Annotated in this window: 16 protein-coding genes and 1 pseudogene; 8 read left to right on the top strand and 9 right to left on the bottom strand. The window is 62.7% G+C overall.

The window, feature by feature from the left end; all coding sequences use genetic code 11:
* From NSO95_RS11150 to NSO95_RS11175, 6 genes and pseudogenes are all read left to right on the top strand, one after another.
* A pseudogene (locus tag NSO95_RS11150) lies at window positions 1-92 on the top strand (IS5/IS1182 family transposase); the annotation flags it as partial.
* A gap of 439 nt (window positions 93-531) precedes the next feature.
* Window positions 532-3,546, top strand: coding sequence for an excinuclease ABC subunit UvrA (gene uvrA / locus NSO95_RS11155; RefSeq protein WP_257596336.1), 3,015 nt, complete (start codon window positions 532-534; stop codon window positions 3,544-3,546).
* A gap of 347 nt (window positions 3,547-3,893) precedes the next feature.
* Window positions 3,894-4,526 carry a hypothetical protein gene (locus NSO95_RS11160; protein ID WP_257596337.1) on the top strand — a complete coding sequence of 211 codons (633 nt, stop codon included), beginning with the start codon at window positions 3,894-3,896 and terminating at the stop codon, window positions 4,524-4,526.
* Window positions 4,519-5,616 (top strand): MBL fold metallo-hydrolase, encoded by a 1,098-nt coding sequence (locus NSO95_RS11165; RefSeq protein ID WP_257596338.1) that lies wholly within the window; start codon window positions 4,519-4,521, stop codon window positions 5,614-5,616. Before NSO95_RS11160 ends, NSO95_RS11165 begins: the two co-directional genes overlap by 8 nt.
* A gap of 160 nt (window positions 5,617-5,776) precedes the next feature.
* Window positions 5,777-6,316, top strand: coding sequence for a hypothetical protein (locus tag NSO95_RS11170; protein WP_257596339.1), 540 nt, complete (start codon window positions 5,777-5,779; stop codon window positions 6,314-6,316).
* A 569-nt stretch (window positions 6,317-6,885) separates the two neighbouring features.
* Window positions 6,886-7,083, top strand: coding sequence for a hypothetical protein (locus NSO95_RS11175; RefSeq protein ID WP_257596341.1), 198 nt, complete (start codon window positions 6,886-6,888; stop codon window positions 7,081-7,083).
* Window positions 7,084-7,141: 58 nt separating this feature from the next.
* Here the strand turns inward: NSO95_RS11175 and NSO95_RS11180 are convergent, their stop codons facing one another.
* The 5 genes from NSO95_RS11180 to NSO95_RS11200 all read right to left on the bottom strand — a co-directional run bounded on the left by NSO95_RS11180 (window position 7,142) and on the right by NSO95_RS11200 (window position 14,048).
* The gene (locus NSO95_RS11180) at window positions 7,142-7,642 is read right to left on the bottom strand and encodes a septal ring lytic transglycosylase RlpA family protein (protein WP_257596342.1); all 501 of its coding nucleotides are present in this window, start codon (window positions 7,640-7,642) and stop codon (window positions 7,142-7,144) included.
* A gap of 875 nt (window positions 7,643-8,517) precedes the next feature.
* On the bottom strand, window positions 8,518-9,732 hold the full coding sequence (locus tag NSO95_RS11185) for an argininosuccinate synthase (RefSeq protein ID WP_257596343.1): 1,215 nt from the start codon (window positions 9,730-9,732) through the stop codon (window positions 8,518-8,520).
* Window positions 9,733-9,859: 127 nt separating this feature from the next.
* Window positions 9,860-10,600, bottom strand: coding sequence for a hypothetical protein (locus tag NSO95_RS11190; protein ID WP_257596344.1), 741 nt, complete (start codon window positions 10,598-10,600; stop codon window positions 9,860-9,862).
* A 15-nt stretch (window positions 10,601-10,615) separates the two neighbouring features.
* Window positions 10,616-12,196 carry an asparaginase domain-containing protein gene (locus NSO95_RS11195; protein ID WP_257596345.1) on the bottom strand — a complete coding sequence of 527 codons (1,581 nt, stop codon included), beginning with the start codon at window positions 12,194-12,196 and terminating at the stop codon, window positions 10,616-10,618.
* Window positions 12,197-12,506: 310 nt separating this feature from the next.
* On the bottom strand, window positions 12,507-14,048 hold the full coding sequence (locus NSO95_RS11200) for a hypothetical protein (protein ID WP_257596346.1): 1,542 nt from the start codon (window positions 14,046-14,048) through the stop codon (window positions 12,507-12,509).
* 134 nt (window positions 14,049-14,182) lie between these two features.
* On the opposite strand from NSO95_RS11200, the gene NSO95_RS11205 reads away from it, so the two are divergent.
* On the top strand, window positions 14,183-15,514 hold the full coding sequence (locus tag NSO95_RS11205) for an acyltransferase family protein (protein WP_257596348.1): 1,332 nt from the start codon (window positions 14,183-14,185) through the stop codon (window positions 15,512-15,514).
* Here NSO95_RS11205 and NSO95_RS11210 read toward each other — a convergent pair whose 3' ends face one another.
* Entirely contained in the window at window positions 15,515-16,846 is a 1,332-nt protein-coding gene (locus NSO95_RS11210) for an SAM-dependent methyltransferase (protein ID WP_257596349.1), read from the bottom strand.
* 94 nt (window positions 16,847-16,940) lie between these two features.
* Here NSO95_RS11210 and NSO95_RS11215 point away from each other — a divergent pair, with 94 nt between their 5' ends.
* Window positions 16,941-17,381: a DUF1801 domain-containing protein gene (locus NSO95_RS11215; protein ID WP_257596350.1), complete on the top strand. Its 441-nt coding sequence runs from the start codon at window positions 16,941-16,943 to the stop codon at window positions 17,379-17,381.
* Window positions 17,382-17,474: 93 nt separating this feature from the next.
* Here the strand turns inward: NSO95_RS11215 and NSO95_RS11220 are convergent, their stop codons facing one another.
* Genes NSO95_RS11220 through NSO95_RS11230 form a run of 3 tightly spaced genes read right to left on the bottom strand, consistent with a single transcriptional unit; the run spans window position 17,475 to window position 19,649 of the window.
* Entirely contained in the window at window positions 17,475-18,227 is a 753-nt protein-coding gene (locus NSO95_RS11220) for a molybdopterin-binding protein (protein ID WP_257596351.1), read from the bottom strand.
* The gene (locus NSO95_RS11225; RefSeq protein ID WP_257596352.1) at window positions 18,224-18,907 is read right to left on the bottom strand and encodes a cytochrome b/b6 domain-containing protein; all 684 of its coding nucleotides are present in this window, start codon (window positions 18,905-18,907) and stop codon (window positions 18,224-18,226) included. The genes NSO95_RS11220 and NSO95_RS11225 overlap by 4 nt, the downstream gene beginning before the upstream one ends.
* Entirely contained in the window at window positions 18,885-19,649 is a 765-nt protein-coding gene (locus NSO95_RS11230) for an SDR family oxidoreductase (protein WP_257596488.1), read from the bottom strand. The genes NSO95_RS11225 and NSO95_RS11230 overlap by 23 nt, the downstream gene beginning before the upstream one ends.
* Window positions 19,650-19,685: the final 36 nt, after the last annotated feature.

The following is a 19,685-nucleotide window of genomic DNA, read 5'->3' on the forward strand; positions in this document are numbered from 1 at the left end:
GGCGCATCCACACACGCTATGATCGCTGCGCGCATGCCTTCATGTCAGCAATATGCATCGCCGCAACCGTCATCTTCTGGCTCAATCAATGAGTCCTGACCCTAGAATTCGATCCCACCGACCACCAGCCCATATTCACCCCCGCCCGAGCCTGATGTGCAGCTCTTCGCCGCGAGTCCAAAATATGAAGAACTAATCCCGAAAACGTACTCCGGAACCTTGACGGTGTAATTTTATGGCGCCCTGCTTATCGGGAATACGGGGAACAATGCGATCTTCGGATGATCGAATCGACCACGCGCCCCACTTTATTGGAAGAGTTTACCAACTTGGCAAATGCGTCAAGCAAATTACTTGCGCTTCTCGTATCCGACCAGCTCGAGCCGGCTGCGGCCGAGCTTGCAGTAACGCAGCCAAATCTCGTAGCGATCACCCTTGACCCGCGCGAACATTTGCGGAACATTGCGCTTCCGGCAAATGCTCGCGGGCGGACGCTGGACTCTGCCCACTCAAGCCCCCAAGTGACCCCGCATGGCTCTCACCACAATCTCCGTCCGCGGCGCGCGCGAGCATAATCTCAAGGGGATCGATATCGATCTGCCGCGCGATGCGCTGATCGTCATCACCGGGCTCAGCGGCTCGGGCAAGTCGTCGCTCGCCTTCGATACCATCTATGCCGAGGGGCAGCGGCGTTATGTCGAGAGCCTGAGCGCCTATGCGCGCCAGTTCCTCGAGATGATGCAGAAGCCCGATGTCGAGCATATCGACGGGCTCAGCCCCGCAATCAGCATCGAGCAGAAGACCACCAGCCGCAACCCGCGTTCGACCGTGGCGACGGTGACCGAGATCTACGACTATATGCGGCTGCTGTGGGCGCGGGTGGGCGTGCCGTACTCGCCCGCCACCGGGCTGCCGATCGAGGCGCAGACGGTTTCCAACATGGTCGACCGGGTGATGGCGCTGCCCGAGGGGACGCGGCTCTACCTGCTCGCGCCGGTGGTGCGCGGGCGCAAGGGCGAATACCGCCGCGAGCTGGCCGAGTGGCAGAAGGCCGGCTTCACCCGCGTGCGGATCGACGGCGAGATGTATCCGATCGAGGAGGCGCCCGCGCTCGACAAGAAGTTCAAGCACGACATCGAGGTGGTGGTCGACCGGATCGCGGTGAAGAGCGGGATCGAGACCCGGCTGGCGGACAGTTTCGAACAGGCGCTCAAGCTGGCCGAGGGGCTGGCCTATGTCGATCTGGCGGATGGTAACGTCTCAGACGTCATCCCAGCGCAAGCTGGGATCGCTGGCGAAGGCGCTCAGCCGACCGAGGCCCCAGCTTCCGCTGGGGCGACGAAAGGGGGCATGAAAGGCGCCGGCCTGCCGCCCAACCGCATCGTCTTCTCCGAGAAATTCGCCTGCCCGGTCTCCGGCTTCACCATCGAGGAGATCGAGCCGCGGCTGTTCAGCTTCAACGCGCCGCAGGGGGCGTGCCCGACCTGCGACGGGATCGGCGAGAAGCAGCTGTTCGACCCGCAGCTGGTGGTGCCGAACGAAGCGCTCTCCCTCAAGCAGGGCGCGGTGGTGCCGTGGGCCAAGTCCAACCCGCCGTCGCCCTATTACATGCAGGTGCTTCAGAGCCTCGCCAAGGCCTACGATTTCGATCTCACCACCCCGTGGAACGAGCTCGCGCCCGACCAGCGCAGCATCATCCTCCACGGCACCGGCGGGATGCCGGTCGCGCTCACCTTCAAGGACGGGCGCAAGCAGTACACCGTCAACAAGGCGTTCGAGGGGGTGATCGGCAATCTCAACCGCCGCCTGATGCAGACCGAGAGCGCGTGGATGCGCGAGGAGCTGTCCAAATACCAGACCGCGCAGGCCTGCGAGACCTGCCACGGCAAGCGATTGAACGAGAAGGCGCTGGCGGTGAAAATTGCCGGCACCGACATCGCCACCCCGGTGCAGATGAGCGTGGCCGATGCCAAGGCGTGGTTCCTTGGCCTCGACGCGCAGCTCAACCCGACGCAGAGCCAGATCGCCAGGGCCATCCTGAAAGAGATCAACGAGCGGCTCGGCTTCCTCGACAATGTCGGGCTCGACTACCTCAACCTCGACCGCACCAGCGGCACGCTCAGCGGGGGGGAGAGCCAGCGCATCCGCCTCGCCAGCCAGATCGGCAGCGGGCTGAGCGGCGTGCTCTACGTGCTCGACGAACCCAGCATCGGCCTGCACCAGAAGGACAACGACCGCCTGCTCGAAACCTTGAAGCGGCTGCGCGATCTCGGCAACACGGTGATCGTGGTCGAACATGACGAGGACGCGATCCGCGCCGCCGACCATGTGGTCGATCTCGGCCCGGGCGCCGGGGTCCACGGCGGCGAGGTGGTGGCGCAGGGCACGCTCAAACAGGTGCTCAAGGCGAAGAACTCGCTCACCGCCGACTACCTCACCGGGCGGCGCGCGATCGCGGTCCCGGCCCAGCGGCGCAAGGGCAACGGGCACAAGCTCACCGTCCACGGCGCGCGGGCGAACAACCTCAAGGATGTCACCGCCTCGATCCCGCTCGGCACCTTCGCCTGCATCACCGGCGTTTCGGGCAGCGGCAAGTCGAGCTTCACCATCGACACGCTCTACGCCGCCGCCGCGCGCACGCTCAATGGCGCGCGGGTGATCGCGGGCGCGCACGACAAGGTCACCGGCCTCGAATATTGCGACAAGGTGATCGAGATCGACCAGTCGCCGATCGGCCGCACCCCGCGCTCCAACCCCGCGACCTACACCGGCGCCTTCACCCAGATCCGCGACTGGTTCGCCGGCCTGCCCGAAAGCCTCGCGCGCGGCTACAAGCCGGGGCGCTTCAGCTTCAACGTCAAGGGCGGGCGGTGCGAGGCGTGCCAGGGCGACGGGCTGATCAAGATCGAGATGCACTTCCTGCCCGACGTCTACGTCACCTGCGAGGAATGCGGCGGCAAGCGCTACAACCGCGAGACGCTGGAGGTGAAGTTCAAGGGCCACTCGATCGCCGACGTGCTCGACATGACGATCGAGGATGCGGAGGAATTCTTCAAGGCCGTCCCCCCGATCCGCGACAAGATGCACATGCTCAACGAGGTCGGCCTCGGCTACGTCAAGGTCGGCCAGCAGGCGACCACCCTGTCAGGCGGCGAGGCGCAGCGGGTAAAACTCGCCAAGGAACTCGCCCGCCGCAGCACCGGGCAGACGCTCTACATCCTCGACGAGCCGACCACCGGTCTGCACTTCGAGGACGTGCGCAAGCTGCTGGAGGTGCTTCATCGGTTGGTGGAGCAAGGGAACTCTGTCGTGGTGATCGAGCACAATCTGGATGTGATCAAGACAGCGGACTGGGTGCTGGACCTTGGGCCCGAAGGCGGGGTTCGGGGCGGGGAGATCGTCGCGCAGGGCACGCCGGAGCAGGTGGTCAGAGAGCCGCGCAGCTACACCGGCCACTACCTCGCGCCGTTGCTGACCAGAGCCGCCGACCGCGCCCCCGCGCAGGCGGGGGCCTCAGGCCGCAAGGCAAAGGCGGCGGCGAAATAATTCCTCCCCATCGACTTGCGATGGGGAGGGGGACCATCCGAAGGATGGTGGAGGGGCACTCTCGATTTCCCCGGTCGCTTTTGGCCGCAATGCAACTCTAATTGGTTTCACGCAGAGCCCGCAGAGGAAAGAAGAGACGCAGAGAGGCCGCGCGGTCGGGCAACCGCCACCCTCCTTTCGTCACCCCGGACTTGTCTGACCCTGCGAAGGCAGGGGACCCGGGGTCCCGCTTTTTTTTGGTTCACGCGAAGGCACGAGGAATATTTGAAACCAACATGGAATCGGAGTAACCTCACCTTCGTTTACATCTTAACCATCAAAATGCTGAATTCGTCAGGGGCAGGCAATTGCAAATCTCGCACAAGACGCAAGCTGCGTTGCAGTTTCTTGCTCCAGCTGCCATCCTTTATGTCCTTCTAGGGACCTATTTGCTCAATGGCTCGCTACCATCTCTTTCTATATTCAGCGAGAAGTCTCTGGGGTTGGTGTTTGTTGGATTGATGGCAATGCTCGTCCAAGACATCGTTCCAAAACCGCTCAAAGAGTTTTTTGTATTTTGGCGAATTAACGACCGACTGCCAGGGCATCGAGCCTTTACAAAAAGAACTCTTCGGCACCCGCAGATTGATAGAGATAGAATTCCCAACATCAGAGTTTTGACGCAACTTTCTCCTCCGCAGCAGCAAAACGCTTTCTACAAATTTTATAAAGAACTCTCCAAAGAGGATTCCGTCCAGCACCTGAGTCAGCGATATATCGCGTGGCGTGATCTATCGGCGTTGATGGCGATTTTCACCTTGGTGAGCATTCCGGTGCTCGCGACCTTTCCCGACCACAACGCAATACCAGCGGGCTTGATTTTGGCCGGAACTTCAGGCCTTGCCTGCCTGGCTTCTGGCTTCGCTGCGAAAAACGTCGCGAATAGCATGATCATTCAAGTGCTATGCCTCACCAGTTTCAAGGAAGTATCTGATGTCTGACTCCGATTATTTTGAGATCGACTTCTTAGCTGTTGAAACTGCTAAAAGTGGAGATGCGATAACGCTCCATTATACGTTAGATGATCGCAGCTATACGCACGTTGTAGACGGTGGCTTTACCGAAACTGGTGAGAAAATACTCAATCATATCAACAAATATTACGGCGACGATGATTTCATCGATCACGTTGTGCTGACCCACTCTGATGGCGATCATGCACGAGGCCTGAAGCACGTTCTTGAAAACGGAAACATCGGCTGCCTTTGGATGAATCGCCCTTGGCTGTATGTCGACGAGCTAATCGACCGATTCAAGACTTACAACTCAGCAGATGCGCTGAAAGCGCGGCTCAGAAAGTGCTATCCGACCGTTGTCGAGCTTGAAGAGATAGCATTCAGGAAGGGCATTCAGATCAACGAAGCGTTTCAAGGCGCTTCCATTGGCGCCTTTAGGGTCATGTCGCCGCCGAAAGAAATGTATCTGGACTTGATAGTCGCTTCGGAAAAAACACCCGAAGGAATAGACGAATCAGAAAAGTCGCATGAGCAGACACTTACCGAGATGTTGAAGGCAGCAATGGCGGCAGTGAGAGGCGTGATCGCGTCACTATGGGGCGAAGAAAAATTCTCGAGTGAGGATACGAGCGCCGAGAACGAAATGAGCGTCGTTCAATATGCCAACCTTTGCGGAAAGAAGTTGTTACTCACTGGAGATGCAGGACGTCAAGCACTTCAGCAGGTGATCAACTACGCACCCTGGGTAGGCCTAAGCTTGCCCGGAATAGATCGGTTTCAGGTGCCTCATCATGGATCTCGAAGAAATGTGAGCACGGAAGTGTTGGACGCAATCCTTGGCGAACGATACAGCAATCAAGACAACGCGCCTGAAAATGATTTTACAGCTATCATAAGCTCGGCACTAGCGGACAAAGACCATCCTCGGAAATCCGTCGAACGCGCTATGCGGCACCGTGGTGGCTTCGTTGCGGCAACTGAAGGGCAGGACGTTCGGACATCTCATAATGCTCCCAATCGAGACGGGTGGACGGCATTGGCACCGCGGCCATATCCCAATGAACAGGAAGACTAAGAAGAGTACGGGGGACACAGTACTTACCTTGCTTGCCGATGCCGCCAATTGCCCTGGCCGCGTATGTCACGACCTCCAGTCGAGGAACCGCGACGGACTTCTACTCACCACCCAACCCAAATCCCCTTCCCCACCCCGCAACCCAGCGCTACCGACCCCCATGACCACCACCCGACACCCGCTAGCCGAAACCCTCCATCGTGAACTCGACTGGCTCGAACGCACGATCGCGATGCGGCTCGCGGTGGATTTCGGGCAGGAAGGGCACGCCGGCGAGCACGACGCCGCGCCGCCCGGGTTGCAGCGCGGCGATCCCTATGGCGATGCGTGCCTCGATGCGGGGTTGGGGGAGGGCGAGCGGCTGGCGTTGGTCCTGGCGCTCGCGCCGTGGTTGCGGCCCGATGCGCTCGACCTGCTGCTCATGCGCAACGCGACCCTCGACCGGCTCTACTCGGAGTTCGGCATGATCGAGCCTGCGCCCGGGCAGGCGGCAGTGCCGCTCCCCTCGCGGGCGACCGCGCTGTTCGTGATCGCGGGCGGGGATCTGGCGCGGCGGATCGCGGCGAGCGGGCTGTTCGCGGCCGCTGCGCCGCTCGCGCGGCATAGCCTGCTCGCGCCCCACCCGCAGGATCACGATATGGCCGCGCCGCTCACCCCGCATCCCGCGCTGGTCGCGCGGCTGATCGCCGGGGCGGGGTGAGCGGCCGTTGACGCTGCGCGTCAGCTTCGCTTCCGAGACGCACCCCCGGATCAAGTCCGGGGTCGCTCCTCGGGATGAGCGGGCCCTTCGAGACTCTCAGGCATGCGCCTTCGCTCCTCAGGATGAGCGGGGGCGGGCGGGTCCTCAGGTGAGCGCGGGCGGTCCGATTCCATTTTCCTACAGCCCCCGGTTTGGGATAAGTGCTTCGGTCCATTCCCTCACCGGAGACCGGACCATGGCCTGTATCACGTTAGCCCAGACCCGCGCGGAGCAGCGTGCGGAGCATCGTGTGGTCGGGGGTACGCATTCATTCCTCGGGATACGCGGCTGGGCGCGGTAACTCGGGAAGCGCGGGATCGGGCGCGGCGGTGTTGGACTTTGGTGTCGCCTTAGTGTCGCCTTTCGCGCCGGCCGGCGCGCGCGGCGCGGCATTTCAGGGGTTTGCCGGGCGCGCGCGTTGCGCGGGGGCCACGGTCGCCCGGAGGCTGCGGTTCATGTCGTATTCCTACAATGAACCGCGCGGGGGAGAGGCGATTCTGCCGGCTCCATCCTGCGCAGAGGACCAATCGATGAGCAAAGGCCGGTTTCCCTGCCCCGAATGCCGGGCGGATATCCCCGTTTCGGCGGAGATGCTGGTGCGTCAGGAGGCGCTGAACTGCCCCGCTTGCGGCACCAGCTTCACGCTCGACAGCAGCAGCCGGACCGAGCGTGCGCTCGACATGCTGGCAAAGTTCCGCACCGCGACGCAGGGCCTCGGCAAGGGGTGAGGCTTGCGCGGAAAGACGGGGGCCGAGGCCAGGCTTCGGTTCGTGCGGGTTCGGAAGCCTACTTGAGCAGCTCGAGATGCACCGTGCCGCTGCCGCGCGCGATCAGCCCGATCTCGCTCGCCGCCGCGCGGCTGAGGTCGATCGTGCGCCCGTGCGAGAACGGCCCGCGGTCGTTGATCCGCACCACCACCACCTTGCCGTTGGCCGGGTTGGTGACGCGGACCTTGCTGCCAAACGGCAGCGTGCGGTGCGCGGCGGTCATGGCGTGCATGTCGAACCGCTCGCCGCTCGCGGTGCGGCGGCCGTGGAACTTGTTGGCGTAATAGGACGCCACGCCGCTGCCGAGCGAGACGGCTTCCGGCTCGGGCTCGACTGCCGGCTCGATGGCTTCGAGGTCGACCACATTGCCACTCGGCAGCGGCGCGGCAAGCTCGACGTCGTAGAGCGCGAAGCTCGCGTCTAAACCGGTGTTGGTCGCAGCCGGGCTCGCCGCATTGAGCGGGGCGACCAGCAGGACCGATGCCACAAGGGCGCGAAGGAAGGGAGGTTGTTTGGTCATGGTTCTCGGCATCTGGGGACTCCCCAACTGCGGAAGTTGAGGCCCGTTAGCCGAAGGCAGTTAATCGTTCCAAACCGGAAGATCGCTTCGTCGCTGACAAGAGGCGGTTCGCCGTGAAGGTGACCCCAAAACGGGATATTGCGATGGTTTTTCCCTTCCGGGAAACGGCAGTTTCGGGCGATTTCCGCCGGGAATCGGCCCGTTGGCAAGGCCAATCTCAAGCCGAGAATCGTGCCCGAAAAGCAAATGGGGCCGGTATTGCTACCGACCCCACTCTCACCAGCGCGTGGTCTCATCGTCCGGCGAACCTTCCGACGAGCGCTTGGCGCCCGATGTTTTCCCTTCTTCCCGGCAAGCCGGGTTTCCGGTTCTGTCACCGGCGCTCGCACCGGCATCCGGTTCCTTCCGATCTGCGCCTCCGATCCGAAGATCTTCCTCGCAGTCCTTCCGGTTCCGAGACCTTCCTTCCCGTGTGGCCTGCTGTCTCTGGCGGCTCCACTCCGACCCGGGGGTCTCGGCGTTTCCCTCGATAGCAGGCCGGGATCTCCGGCCTTGCTGCAGCTTGCTTTCGCGTTCCTCTCGAACGGCCCACTTGCTCCCGGTCGAAACCTTCGGCTTATGGTCCTCGAAGACCGCGCGGACAGTGACCGCAACGTCAGAGTGGTTCGTAATTTTCCCCAATTTCAGGTCGTTAGACCGTCATTTGAAGAGAATTTCTTGCCCTTCCGATGACTTGAAGCTGCGCCTTCGCGCTGAGTCGTTCAAGCTTTTCAAGCCCGAGTTTTCCACTTTTCCCCAAATCCGCTGTGGACGGGAGTGGATAAGTCAACGGTTCGTCGCAAGCTCGTCAAAAAACCGAAACTGACCCGCAATGATTACCGGTCGCGCTTCGCCAGTAGCCGCAGCCGGAGCGCGTTGAGCTTGATGAAACCCTCGGCATCCTTCTGGTCGTAGGCTCCGGCGTCGTCCTCGAAGGTGACATGCGCTTCGGAGTAGAGCGAATTGGGGCTCTTGCGGCCCACCACACTCGCCAAGCCTTTATAGAGTTTCAGCCGCACCGTGCCCGAAACGCGTTCCTGGCTCAGGTCGATCGCTGCCTGCAGCATCTCGCGCTCGGGGCTGAACCAGAAGCCGTTATAGATCAGCTCGGCATATTTCGGCATCAACTCGTCCTTGAGATGGGCTGCGCCGCGATCGAGCGTGATCTGCTCGATCCCGCGATGCGCGCGGGCGTATATCTCTCCGCCCGGGGTCTCGTACATCCCGCGGCTCTTCATGCCGACAAAGCGATTCTCGACCAGATCGAGGCGCCCGATCCCGTGTTTGCGCCCCAACTCGTTCAGCGCGGCCAGCAGGGTAGCAGGCGACATCGCCTCGCCATTGAGCGAAACCCCGTCGCCCCGTTCGAAATCGATCTCGACATATTCGGGCGTATCGGGCGCATCTTCGGGATGAGCGGTGCGCGAATAGACATAATCAGGAGTCTCCACCCACGGATCCTCCAGCACTTTGCCCTCGGACGAGGTGTGCAGCAGGTTGGCGTCGGTCGAGAACGGGCTTTCGCCGCGCTTGTCCTTTGGCACCGCGATCTGGTGCTTCTCCGCCCATGCGATCAGCGCGGTGCGGCTGGTCAGGTCCCACTCGCGCCACGGGGCGATGACGCGGATGTTCGGATCGAGCGCATAGGCCGACAGCTCGAACCGCACCTGGTCATTGCCCTTGCCGGTCGCGCCATGGGCAATTGCGTCGGCCCCGGTCTCATGCGCGATTTCGACCAGCCGCTTGGAGATCAGCGGGCGAGCGATGCTGGTGCCGAGCAGGTAGTCGCCTTCGTAACGCGCGTTTGCGCGCATCATCGGGAAGACGAAATCGCGCACGAATTCCTCGCGCAAATCTTCGATGAAGATGTGCTTGTCGGGGATACCCATCGCCCGAGCCTTGGCCCGCGCCGGCTCGATCTCCTCGCCTTGGCCGAGATCGGCGGTAAAAGTGACCACTTCCAGCCCGCGCTCGACGCTCAGCCACTTGGCGATGACGCTGGTATCGAGACCGCCCGAATAGGCGAGGACTACACGTTTGATATCGGACATTTCGGCGGCGCTCCTTGACAGGCGGGGCGGTTAGCAACGCCGACCCGGCGGGGCAATCAAGAAGCACTTGGCACGGAGGTAGGGCGGTGTGCGCCGGGCCCGACCCGGCGCAGACCGTATACCCCGATCAGAGAATGTTCACCGCTCCGTTGGGGACGAACATGAAGGTCAGGAAGTCGTAAGTGACGATGTATTCGTTCGCGTCGGTCGAGCTGATCGGACCCTGGTTGACGGTCCAGTTTGCGGTGCTGGGGTCGGTAATCGGATTGCCGGCAAAATCGAAGTTGGTGACCTGGTCGCCGCCGTCCTTCTGCGACCACGACATCGGCGAGCTGAGCACATCGCACCGTGCCCAGTGGTAATCGCCCGGCCAATTGGCGTTTGGATCGCCGCCGATGCTGTTTTCCGGCGTCGAGAACATCAGCGCGACATAGTGTCCGGTAGCGCCGGTGGCGGCGTGGCTTGCAATGTCCGCCACTGTAGAGCCGATGTTGATCAGCCCATCGCTCTCGGCATTGCTGATGACCTGTTGCGGGGTAAAATTGCTGAACAGGTTGGGGGCCCCGCTGGCGCGGCCTGGCTGGGGGAAGCTGTTCGAAGCGAAGTTGCAGCCATAGGCATAGCAGTTGTTGTTCGGCTGGTATTTGTCCGACATGAAGTAGCCGTTGCAGTCGGTGGCCGGGGCATAGCCGGTCACCGTGTCGACCACCGGCGCGGCGTACTGCGGCACCGCGCCCCAACTCGAGGGGACGTAATTCGGCGCGATGATCAGGCCGCCGGCTGCCACGTCGTCCATGGATTCGATCATCGTGTGGCGCGGGTCACCTTCGGCAATGCGTCCGCTGAACTTGAAAACGCCTGGGGTCATCGGTCTTCTCCCTGTCTACTGGTGAAAGAGCACGGCACTGGTTTGCTGGCCGGAGTAATCGTAGAGGGACAAAGAGAGGCTGCCGCCGCTCTTCGCCCAGCTGCCTTCGAGCATCAGAGCGGATGAGGCTCCCGCCGGGTTGCCGGTGTTGGTCGCCCACAAAGGCGAATTATCGAAGCTGCGCAGGACGAGGTTCCCGTCATTCTGTACGACCAGCCTGCCCGCCTGGCCCGAGGTGGCCGATCCGGAAGGCGACCACAGGAAGCTGCCGTCGCTCCCGCTTAGTACCGGGCCATTGGTGGGGTCGTTGAGCAAGGTTGCACTGCCATCGAGTGCGGTGATTGATTGGCCCGGAAGCAACCAGGCGTTGGTCCGGCTGTCGAGCCGCGAAACGTTGAGCACCTCGCCTGCGAGGTTAAGCTGGATCAGCGTCTTGATAGTCTCCAGCGTCCAGCCATTGCTGGCACCGGCAGCGAGCAGGATCATCGTCTTGGCCAGGCCGGCCATCGGCGTCATGTCGGCACCGCTGAGTGCGCCGACCGAGGGGAGCCATGCGCCGGAGGCGTAGGCCGAATCGTTGACTGTCCCCGCCATCACCTGCGTACAGTCGACGATGACCGTCCCGCCCGCATTGGCCGATTGTAAAGCCTTGTAGATTGCACCGCTGGCCGGGGTATCGGGGTTTCCGGAAGGGAAATTGCCTTCGCCATAGGATTCGAGGACCAAACCCTTGATGCCCTGGCCGACGCAGGCATCGATCAGATTGGCGATAACTCCGGTGCCGGCGCTGACGCTGTAGGGTGCCGGGAAGGCGTTGAATTGCATGACCGGGAAGCCGTCGATGGCACCGGTGATCGAAGCGAGCTGGTTCTTTGCGAGTGCGAGCGCGGTTGGCGAATCGAGACTGATGTCGCTCGATACGGGGCCCGGAAGCATGACGTCGCGGTAAAGGTCGAGCTCGATCCCGTATCGCGCGAGTGGAGGATAGTTGGGTGTCGCGAAGGCGGGAAACTCGCTCGCATTGACCTTCATCGACCGGTTGCCGCGATAGAGCCGCGAAGCGAAATAGACGCAAACCTCGGGGATCGCGAGCGCCGCACAAGCGACCGCGCCGCAGAAATTCTGGAATGCGTCGGTGTTAAAGTTGATTTTGCTCGGCGTGGTGGACCCGGGCACTGCGTAGAACATGGGCACTTGCGACCCGGTGACGATCACTGGTTTCGACAGGACCGCGCGCCCGAAGCCGCGCGAATCGAACACGTTGAGCAGGAACGGCAGCGCGGCTCCGGTGAAGTCCATCGAATCGGTGCCGTGCAGGATCACGAAGCCGTCAAATGCCGCATAGTTGTTCAGGATGAATTCGGCCATCAGGCACCAGTCCGAAGGTTGCAGATTGGTGCTGTCGAGCGTCCCGGTCGAGCTTTCGGGGAAGATGAGCGAGGTCTCGTAGGTCAGGGTTACATTGGATAATTGTTCGGCGATGATCGGGTCGAGCATGGCCTGTGCCGCCGTGGCAAATGTCGCGGCGGACATCGGAGCGAGCGGTTCGCCGACGCAGCTGATCGTGCCGCCGGTGTTGATTACGCATATGTTCATTGCCGTCACCTCCCGCTGCCTTCGACAAACACTGTCGACTGTGTCGCGCAGTTGGGAAGCTAGGTCGGTCGGATGGCAACGGATTGTTGGAAAACGACAGCAGTATTTATTCGGATAAAGTCTTTGTTATGGCTGGAGAATAATTGTTGGTATTTTAGTGGGAGTATCACCTTTGGGTTGGCACCTGAGGGCATGCGGGTTCTTCGGCGCGAGAGGCATTGTGCCGGGTTCGGTGATGCAAGCGACCGTCTACTCGGCCCTGGGGCTCCGCCCCCCCCCGGGGGCAACTGAAAGGGCAAGCTCGCGCCGGCTATCGAGTCCTCTGTGCCATTGCTGCTGCCACCAGAGATTTCGCATGGGGCAATGCTGCAAGGTACAGTGGACTCGGTTCGGAAGCGGAATCTTCGGTGAATTCAAGCCAATAGGGCGACTGCTTGCCATCCTCGATCGCCTGGCACGCCATGTGGCGGCCATCGAACGCGTCCTCCAGCGCCTTCTTGTCGCGGCAGATCGCGCGCAAGGCCGGCTTGTCCTGCCACAAGGCGGTCGCCTGCCGGTAATCGTGGACCTGGCCGGCCCCATTGCAACCCTGCGATAATACCCCATTGCCAAGCATGGTCGCGGTATCGCACAGGCGATCGAAAGCCGCCTCGTCTGCAAGCAGCAAGTCCTTCACCGCTTCTGCTATCATGCTCTCGTACCAGCCACAGGCAGAGGTCTGGACCGTGTCTCGCTCATGCTCGGGCACGCGCTCGCAGATTTCCGCCAGCTCGGTGGGCTGCTCCTTTGCCAGCCGTTCGCCGGCGTCCCAGTCCAGATCGTGCTGCGCGCGGCGGCACGCTTCGGTAAGGATGGGGTCGTCTGCGTCGGCAGGCAGGGTTGTGCATCGCGCCGAGAGCGCGTCGCGATCCTCCAGCAATACATAAACGGCATCGGATTCCGCCTGCTCTCGCGCGAGGCGCTCGGCGCGAACCTGGCACGCGCGTTCGGCGTTGGGGCCACGCAAGGCCCAGTAGTCCTCTCCGGAACAAAGCCGCCCGGCCATGCGATCGTCGAGCGCTTCAATTGCGAAGCGGTCGCTGTCCTGCATTTCGATCGCACGGCGTTGCTGGGCTGAGTAGGCTCCGCGGGAATACTCATTGTCCGGGTCCTCACCCGGTTCGGCATCGACGGGCAGCGCGTCGAGCGTGTCGAGGAACGCCGACGCCTCGTCGAACCGGCCGAGTTGGCGCATTGCATCCACTGCATGGTAGTTGCCGAAGACGCGGTACTCCGGGGGCACGTCGAGTTCGTCGAGCACGCCGGGTAAGTCGGCGACCAGCGTCTCCAGCGCCTTCGTCCGCTGAGCGTCGTTCTCCGCGCCCCACGGCGAATGCAGCAACAGGTTGAACCGGTCCATGGCCGGGCGATCCAGCTGCTTTGCCAGCCAGTAGCTGCGCAGATGCCGCGTATCGTCGAGCAGGGAGGCCCATGCGTCGCTTGCGATCAGCTCCGACAGGCGCGCGAGCTCGTCGGCAGTGTAGCTGCGATAGGAAAGCCTTCCACTACCGTTAGCACCGTTATCGGGAGGCGCGGAATAGTCGGGCAGGATCGGCACCCCGTCGTCGGGACACTCGGGGATCTGCGTATCGATCCATTCGTCGCCCAGATGGCTGCCGTCGGGGAAGCTTTCGATCGGGTAATGCGGATGGGTGACCACCTGCTCGAACCGCGTGCCGGTCAGCGGGCAGGCAAAGCTCTTCGGCTCGAACTCCCATTGTTTCGCCCGTTCGGCATCGAGGACCTTGGCGTCTACCGGATTGAGGGTGGCGAGGCCGAGCGCGACCGCGCACCCATAGAGAAACCGGAACATCGGCATGACCCCCTATCGATCCTGCTCAGGATCTACGCAGAAGCTTCTGGATTGCCTAGCGAAATGCGCATCCCGGCTTGGCAAACTACCTTCGGCACGCCACTTAGCGCCGAAGGGCAACGCGGGAGAGGCGAATGCGGGCGATGTGGACCAAGGCGAAGGCGATGGCGCAGCAGGCCCCGCCCGAGCGCAACCGCTGGGTCGATTTCCTGCGCGCATTTTCCATTCTCGCTGTCGTCATCGGCCATTGGCTGGTCGCTGCCCCCTATATCGACGGGGAAGGCGAAGTTGTCGGCGGGCATCTGCTCGGCATCCTGCCGTGGACCCAGTGGCTGACCTGGGGTTTCCAAGTGATGCCGATCTTCTTCCTCGTCGGCGGTTATTCCAACGGGGTCAGCTGGTCGGCGCAACTGCGCGACAAAAAGCCCTATTCGGAATGGTTCGCGAGCCGCATCCAGCGGCTGATCAACCCGGTGTTCCCTGTGCTGCTGGCGTGGGCGGTGTTCGCCTTCTTCGGCACCCAGCTGGGAGTAGGGCGCGAGGTGGTGAAGCTCGCGACCTCGCTGGCGCTGGTGCCGGTGTGGTTCCTCGCGGTCTATCTGCTGGTCACCGCGCTGGTGCCGTTTTCCTACGCCGCGTGGCAGCGGCTCGGCTTCTGGAGCTTCGCCTGGCTGGTCGCCTGTGCGGTGCTGGTCGACATGCTGACGCTCTTCTATCGGGTGCCTTACATCAACTTCGCCAACTTCCTGTTCGTTTGGGTCGGCATCCACCAGCTCGGCTACGCCTGGCGCGACGGTCGGCTGAACGGCGGGGGCAGGGCGGCGGTGTGGTTCGGCGGCGGCTTGCTGGCGTTGGGGCTGCTGGTCGGGCTCGGCCCCTATCCGGTGGCGATGATCGGGGTTCCGGGGGCTGAGCTCACCAACTCCATGCCGCCCACCCTGGCGCTGTTCGCGCTCGGCGTGACGCAGGCGGGGCTGGTGCTCGGGCTCGAGGGAGCCGGGCGCAAGATGCTCGAGAACCTGCGCGTGTGGACCGCGACCGTGCTGCTCAACGGGATGATCATGAGCGTCTACCTATGGCACCTTACCGCCTTCGTGCTGGTGATGGTTGCCGCCTGGCTTGGCGGAGGGATCGGCCTCAGGGTCGATCCGGGCAGCCCCGAATGGTGGCTCGCCCGCCCGGTATGGTTCGCGCTCTACATCGCAGTGCTGCTGCCGCTGGTGGCGATCTTCAGCCGCTGGGAGCGCGGCTTCGGCCCGGCGCGCGATGGCCGCCCGGTACCGCACTGGCGGCTGGTTTTGGGCTTGCTGATGATCTGCACGGGCCTCGCGATGACCGCCGCGATCAGCATCGCCAGTCCCGAAGGGGTGACCGGCGTCCGGCTGTGGGTAGTGGCGCTGCCTTTCGTCGGGGCTGCACTGGTCGGGTTCGGACCAGTGTATCGATCCTCGCTCAAGCGGGGATAGCTACTCCGCCGCTTCCCGCAGCCCCTCGCCAAACCGCCATTCCGGCACCTCGGCCATGGCGCGCAGCCTTGCGCTTTCTTCGTGGATATACTCCCGCGTCATCGGGATGGCGGTGCGGTCCTTCACATATTGGAGCTGCCAGTTGACCATCGTCCCGTTGCGGAAGCTTTGCTCGGCGCCGGCGAGGTAGAACAGCCACATGCGGTAGAAGGTCTCGTCGTACATTGCCGTGATTTCTTCGCGGTGCATCACGGTGCGGTTGTACCATTCCTCCAGCGTCCAGCTGTAGTGGAAGCGCATCGCCTCGACATCCATCACCTGCCAGCGGTATCTCTCGCTCTGGGTCACCAGCTCGCTCAGCGCGGGGATGTAGCCGCCGGGGAAGATGTATTTGCGGGTCCAGGCATCGGTGAAGCCGGGCGCTCCCGAGCGGCCGCAGCAGTGGCTGATCATCACCCCGTCCTTCTTGAGCAACCGGTTGGTGTGCTCGAAGAATTGCGGATAATGGATCGTGCCGACATGCTCGAGCAAGCCGACGCTGGAGATGCGGTCGAATTCGCCTTCGACGTCGCGGTAATCCATCAGCGCGAACTTGACCTTGTCGTCCACACCGAGCGCCTTTGCCCGCTCCTTGCAGAAGGCGATCTGGTCGGGCGCGAGCGCGACGCCGAGCACTTCGCAATCGTACATCTGGTGCAGGTAGAGCGCGAAGCCGCCCCAGCCGCAGCCGATGTCGAGCACCTTCATCCGCTTGCCCCCATTTTCCTCCGGACGCTTGAGGTACATCTTGGCCGCGAGATGCGCCTTCTTGTCCATCTGCGCCTTCTCGAGCGAGGTGGAGGCCGGGTCCTCGCGGTAATAGGCCATGGTGTACTGGCGATCCTCGTCGAGAAAACGCTCGTAGAGTTCGCGCGTGAGGTTGTAAGTGTGCTCGGCATTCTTGCGTGCCGACCCTCGCAGGTTGACCCCGTCGAGCTTCGCCAGCAGCTTCTGTGCGCCTTTGCGCAGCGGGCCCTTGGGCTTGAGTGAGGCGCCGCCCATGCGCTTGGCGTTCATCGTCACCAGCAGGATCATGTCGCGGATGTCGTGCGGTTCCTCGACCACCAGCCAGCCCCACATGAAGGCCTCGCCTGCGCCCATTTGCGGATAGCGCACAATGTGGTTGGCGGCTTTTTTGTGGGTCAGGCGGATGCGGATAGGGCCGGGCCTGCCGCCGACTTCGGGCGGGTATTCGCCCCCCGGTCCGTAGCTGTATTCCTTCCCGTCATGGTCGGTCACGATCAGTTGGCCGAGTTTGATGGCCTTGGTCAGGAATTTGTCGAGCAGCCACATAGGCGTTGCATCCCCCGAATGTTATGCTTGGTTGTCCCGCTGACAGAGTGCGGGCGGCGCGCTATGCTGTCAATGCAGGATGGGAGGCTGGGCCATGGCGGAAGCGAAGACAACGATTACCGAACTCGACCCGGCGGAGTTCATCGCAGGCGTGGAGCCGGAGGCGAAGCGCGAGGATGCGAAGGTGCTCGACGCGTTGTTTCGCAAGGTGACGGGCGAAGAACCGAAGATGTGGGGGCCGAGCATGATCGGCTACGGCGAAATCCGCACTACCTACGAAAGCGGCCGGGATGTCCATTTCCTGCGCACCGGCTTCAGCCCGCGCAAGGCGAAGCATTCGATCTATCTGATGGGCGGCTATTGCGATGCCGAGACCGGGGCGAAGCACGCCGACGCGCGCGAACGGTTGGGCAAGCATTCGATCGGCAAGAGCTGCCTCTACATCAACAAGCTGGCCGATGTGGATATGGCCGTGCTGGAAGAGATGATCCGCGCCGACTGGGCGGAGATGAAGGTGCGGTATCCCGAGGATTGAAGATCAATTCGTCATCCCAGCGAAAGCTGGGATCGTTGTCAGGTTAGCAAGGGGAAGCCAGCGACCCCAGCTTTCGCTGGGGCGACGAGGAGATCACATCCCCGCATACCATTGGTAGCCGGACCGGTCTTCCCAGTAACCACCCTTGCCTTCGCCGATATTCTCCAGCGTATCGACGACCTCGATCCCGGTCAGATACTTGGCGTGCTTGTACCCCAGCTGCCGCTCGATCCGCATCCGCAGCGGCGCACCGTTCTTCTCGGGCAGCGGCTCGCCGTTGAGGCTGTGCGCGACGATGGTCTGCGGGTGGCGGGCATCGACCATATCGACGCTCTCGTAATATTTCCGCCCGGCGTAGGTGTCGGCGCAGCGGAAGACGACGAAGCGAGCGCTATCCTTGACCCCCGCCGCATCGAGGATGGCCGACAGTTGCGGCCCGGTCCATTCGCCGATCGCGCTCCATCCCTCGACACAGTCGTGCCGCGTGATCTGGGTGCGTTGCGGCAGCTTGCGGATATCGTCGAGCCCGAGGCTGAGCGGGGTAGAGACCATGCCGGTGACTTCGAGCTTCCAGTCAGGGAAGCCCGCCGCCAGCGCGCTGCGATAGGCGTCGGTGTCGACCGTGCGCGAACCGTTGCCGCGAAAGTCGGGCGAAATCGCCGAGCGCGGATACTCCTTCGCCAAGGCCATCCGGCTGGCCAGTGAACGGTGAATCTTGCGCTGCCATTCCGGCGCGGCGGAAAACAGCGACTTGGCGGCATCGGTCTCCGCCACCTTCGAGCACGCGCTGACCAGCAGCGCGCTGACGCCGGCAATAAACCCACGCCGTCCGATCGAAGTGTTCATAGCTTGCCTCCCCACTCGTTCCTGCCGCCGGTGACCATATCCCGGATCAGCCCTATCGGTCCGGCAAGCAGTACCAGCGCGATATGGACGATGAAGAAGCCGAGCAGTCCGAAAGCGAAGAGGAAATGCAGCGAGCGTGCACTTTGCCGCCCGCCGAGGACATCGACCAACCACGGCGCCGCCGGTTCGAACCCGGGGCTGATGGCGAGACCAGTCAGGATCATCCCGGGGAGGAGGATGCAGAGCACGCTGCCATAAGCGAGTTTCTGGAGGAAATTGAATTTGGCAGGACCATGGTCGAATTTGAGTTTCAGGTGATCGACGACGTCCCGCCACACCTCCGTGGGGCTCCACTCGCGCGGCGTAGTGCGCAGGTCGCGCCAGAAGTGGCCGTTGGCGAGCATGGCGATCCACATGAACAATAGTCCGAACGCGAACGGCCAGACCATGAGGATGTGCCAGTCGCGTGCCTCGGCGAGGCTGCAATGGCCCGGGATCGTTGCCCAGCCAGGGAACTTAGGCAGCGCAAGCCATGCCTGCGAAGGCGAGAAGCCCCAGTCGCCCCAGTAGAGATAGGGGTGCGCATTGGAGATGTTGAGCCCGGTCATGAACAGGATCACCACACAGACGAGGTTGATCCAGTGCCACAGGCGGGTGCTAAGGGCGTGCTTCTTCTTCATTCTTTGCCCCCTCCCGGGCAAGATAGATCACGTCGCGCGGCTGGTTGAGCAGGTGCTGCCCGCTGTCGATGTAGAGCGTTTCACCGTTCGCCAGATGGCCTGCCGCAAGGAACAACGCCGCGTCTGCGACCTCGCGTGCGCCGGTCTTGCGCTCGAGCGGGTTGAGTACGTGGCTCGCTTCGATCTCGTCCTCGGTCTGGTCGTGGCTCGGCAGGATCGCGCCCGGGGCGAGGCCATAGACCCGGTCATCCGGTCCCGTCGCTCCCATTGCGAGCATGGGGATCGCGCCCGAGAGGGCGTGCTTGCTGACGGTGTAACTGAAGAAATCGGGGTTGGGGTTGGCGATCTTTTGATCGGTGAACTGGATCACCCGCCGCCCACCCTTCGCGCGCGCACTGCGCAGGAAAGCCTGCGCCATGCGGGTCGGGGTCAGGGCGTTGATCTGCATTGCACGCATATACGTTTGCGGATCGAGCCCGGTTACATCGTCGGGACGAAAAACCGCCGCGCTGTTGACCAGCACCCGCCAGTCATCGAGCCGCGTAGCCAACACCTCGACCAGCTTGGCCGATGCATCGCCGTCCGACAGGTCGCAATGCACCGCCTGAGCGCTGGGCAGACTGTCAGCGAGCGCCTCTGCTTCTCGCGCCGAGCGGCCATAGTGGATGATGACGTGCCAGCCCGCTTCGCCGAAGGTCCGTGCGAGGACCGCGCCGAGGCGCTTGGCGGCACCGGTGATCATCACGGCAGGGCGGGTCAAGCGGGAGCTCCGGCGAGG

This window comes from Parerythrobacter lacustris (assembly GCF_024626475.1).
GTDB lineage: Bacteria > Pseudomonadota > Alphaproteobacteria > Sphingomonadales > Sphingomonadaceae > Parerythrobacter_A > Parerythrobacter_A lacustris.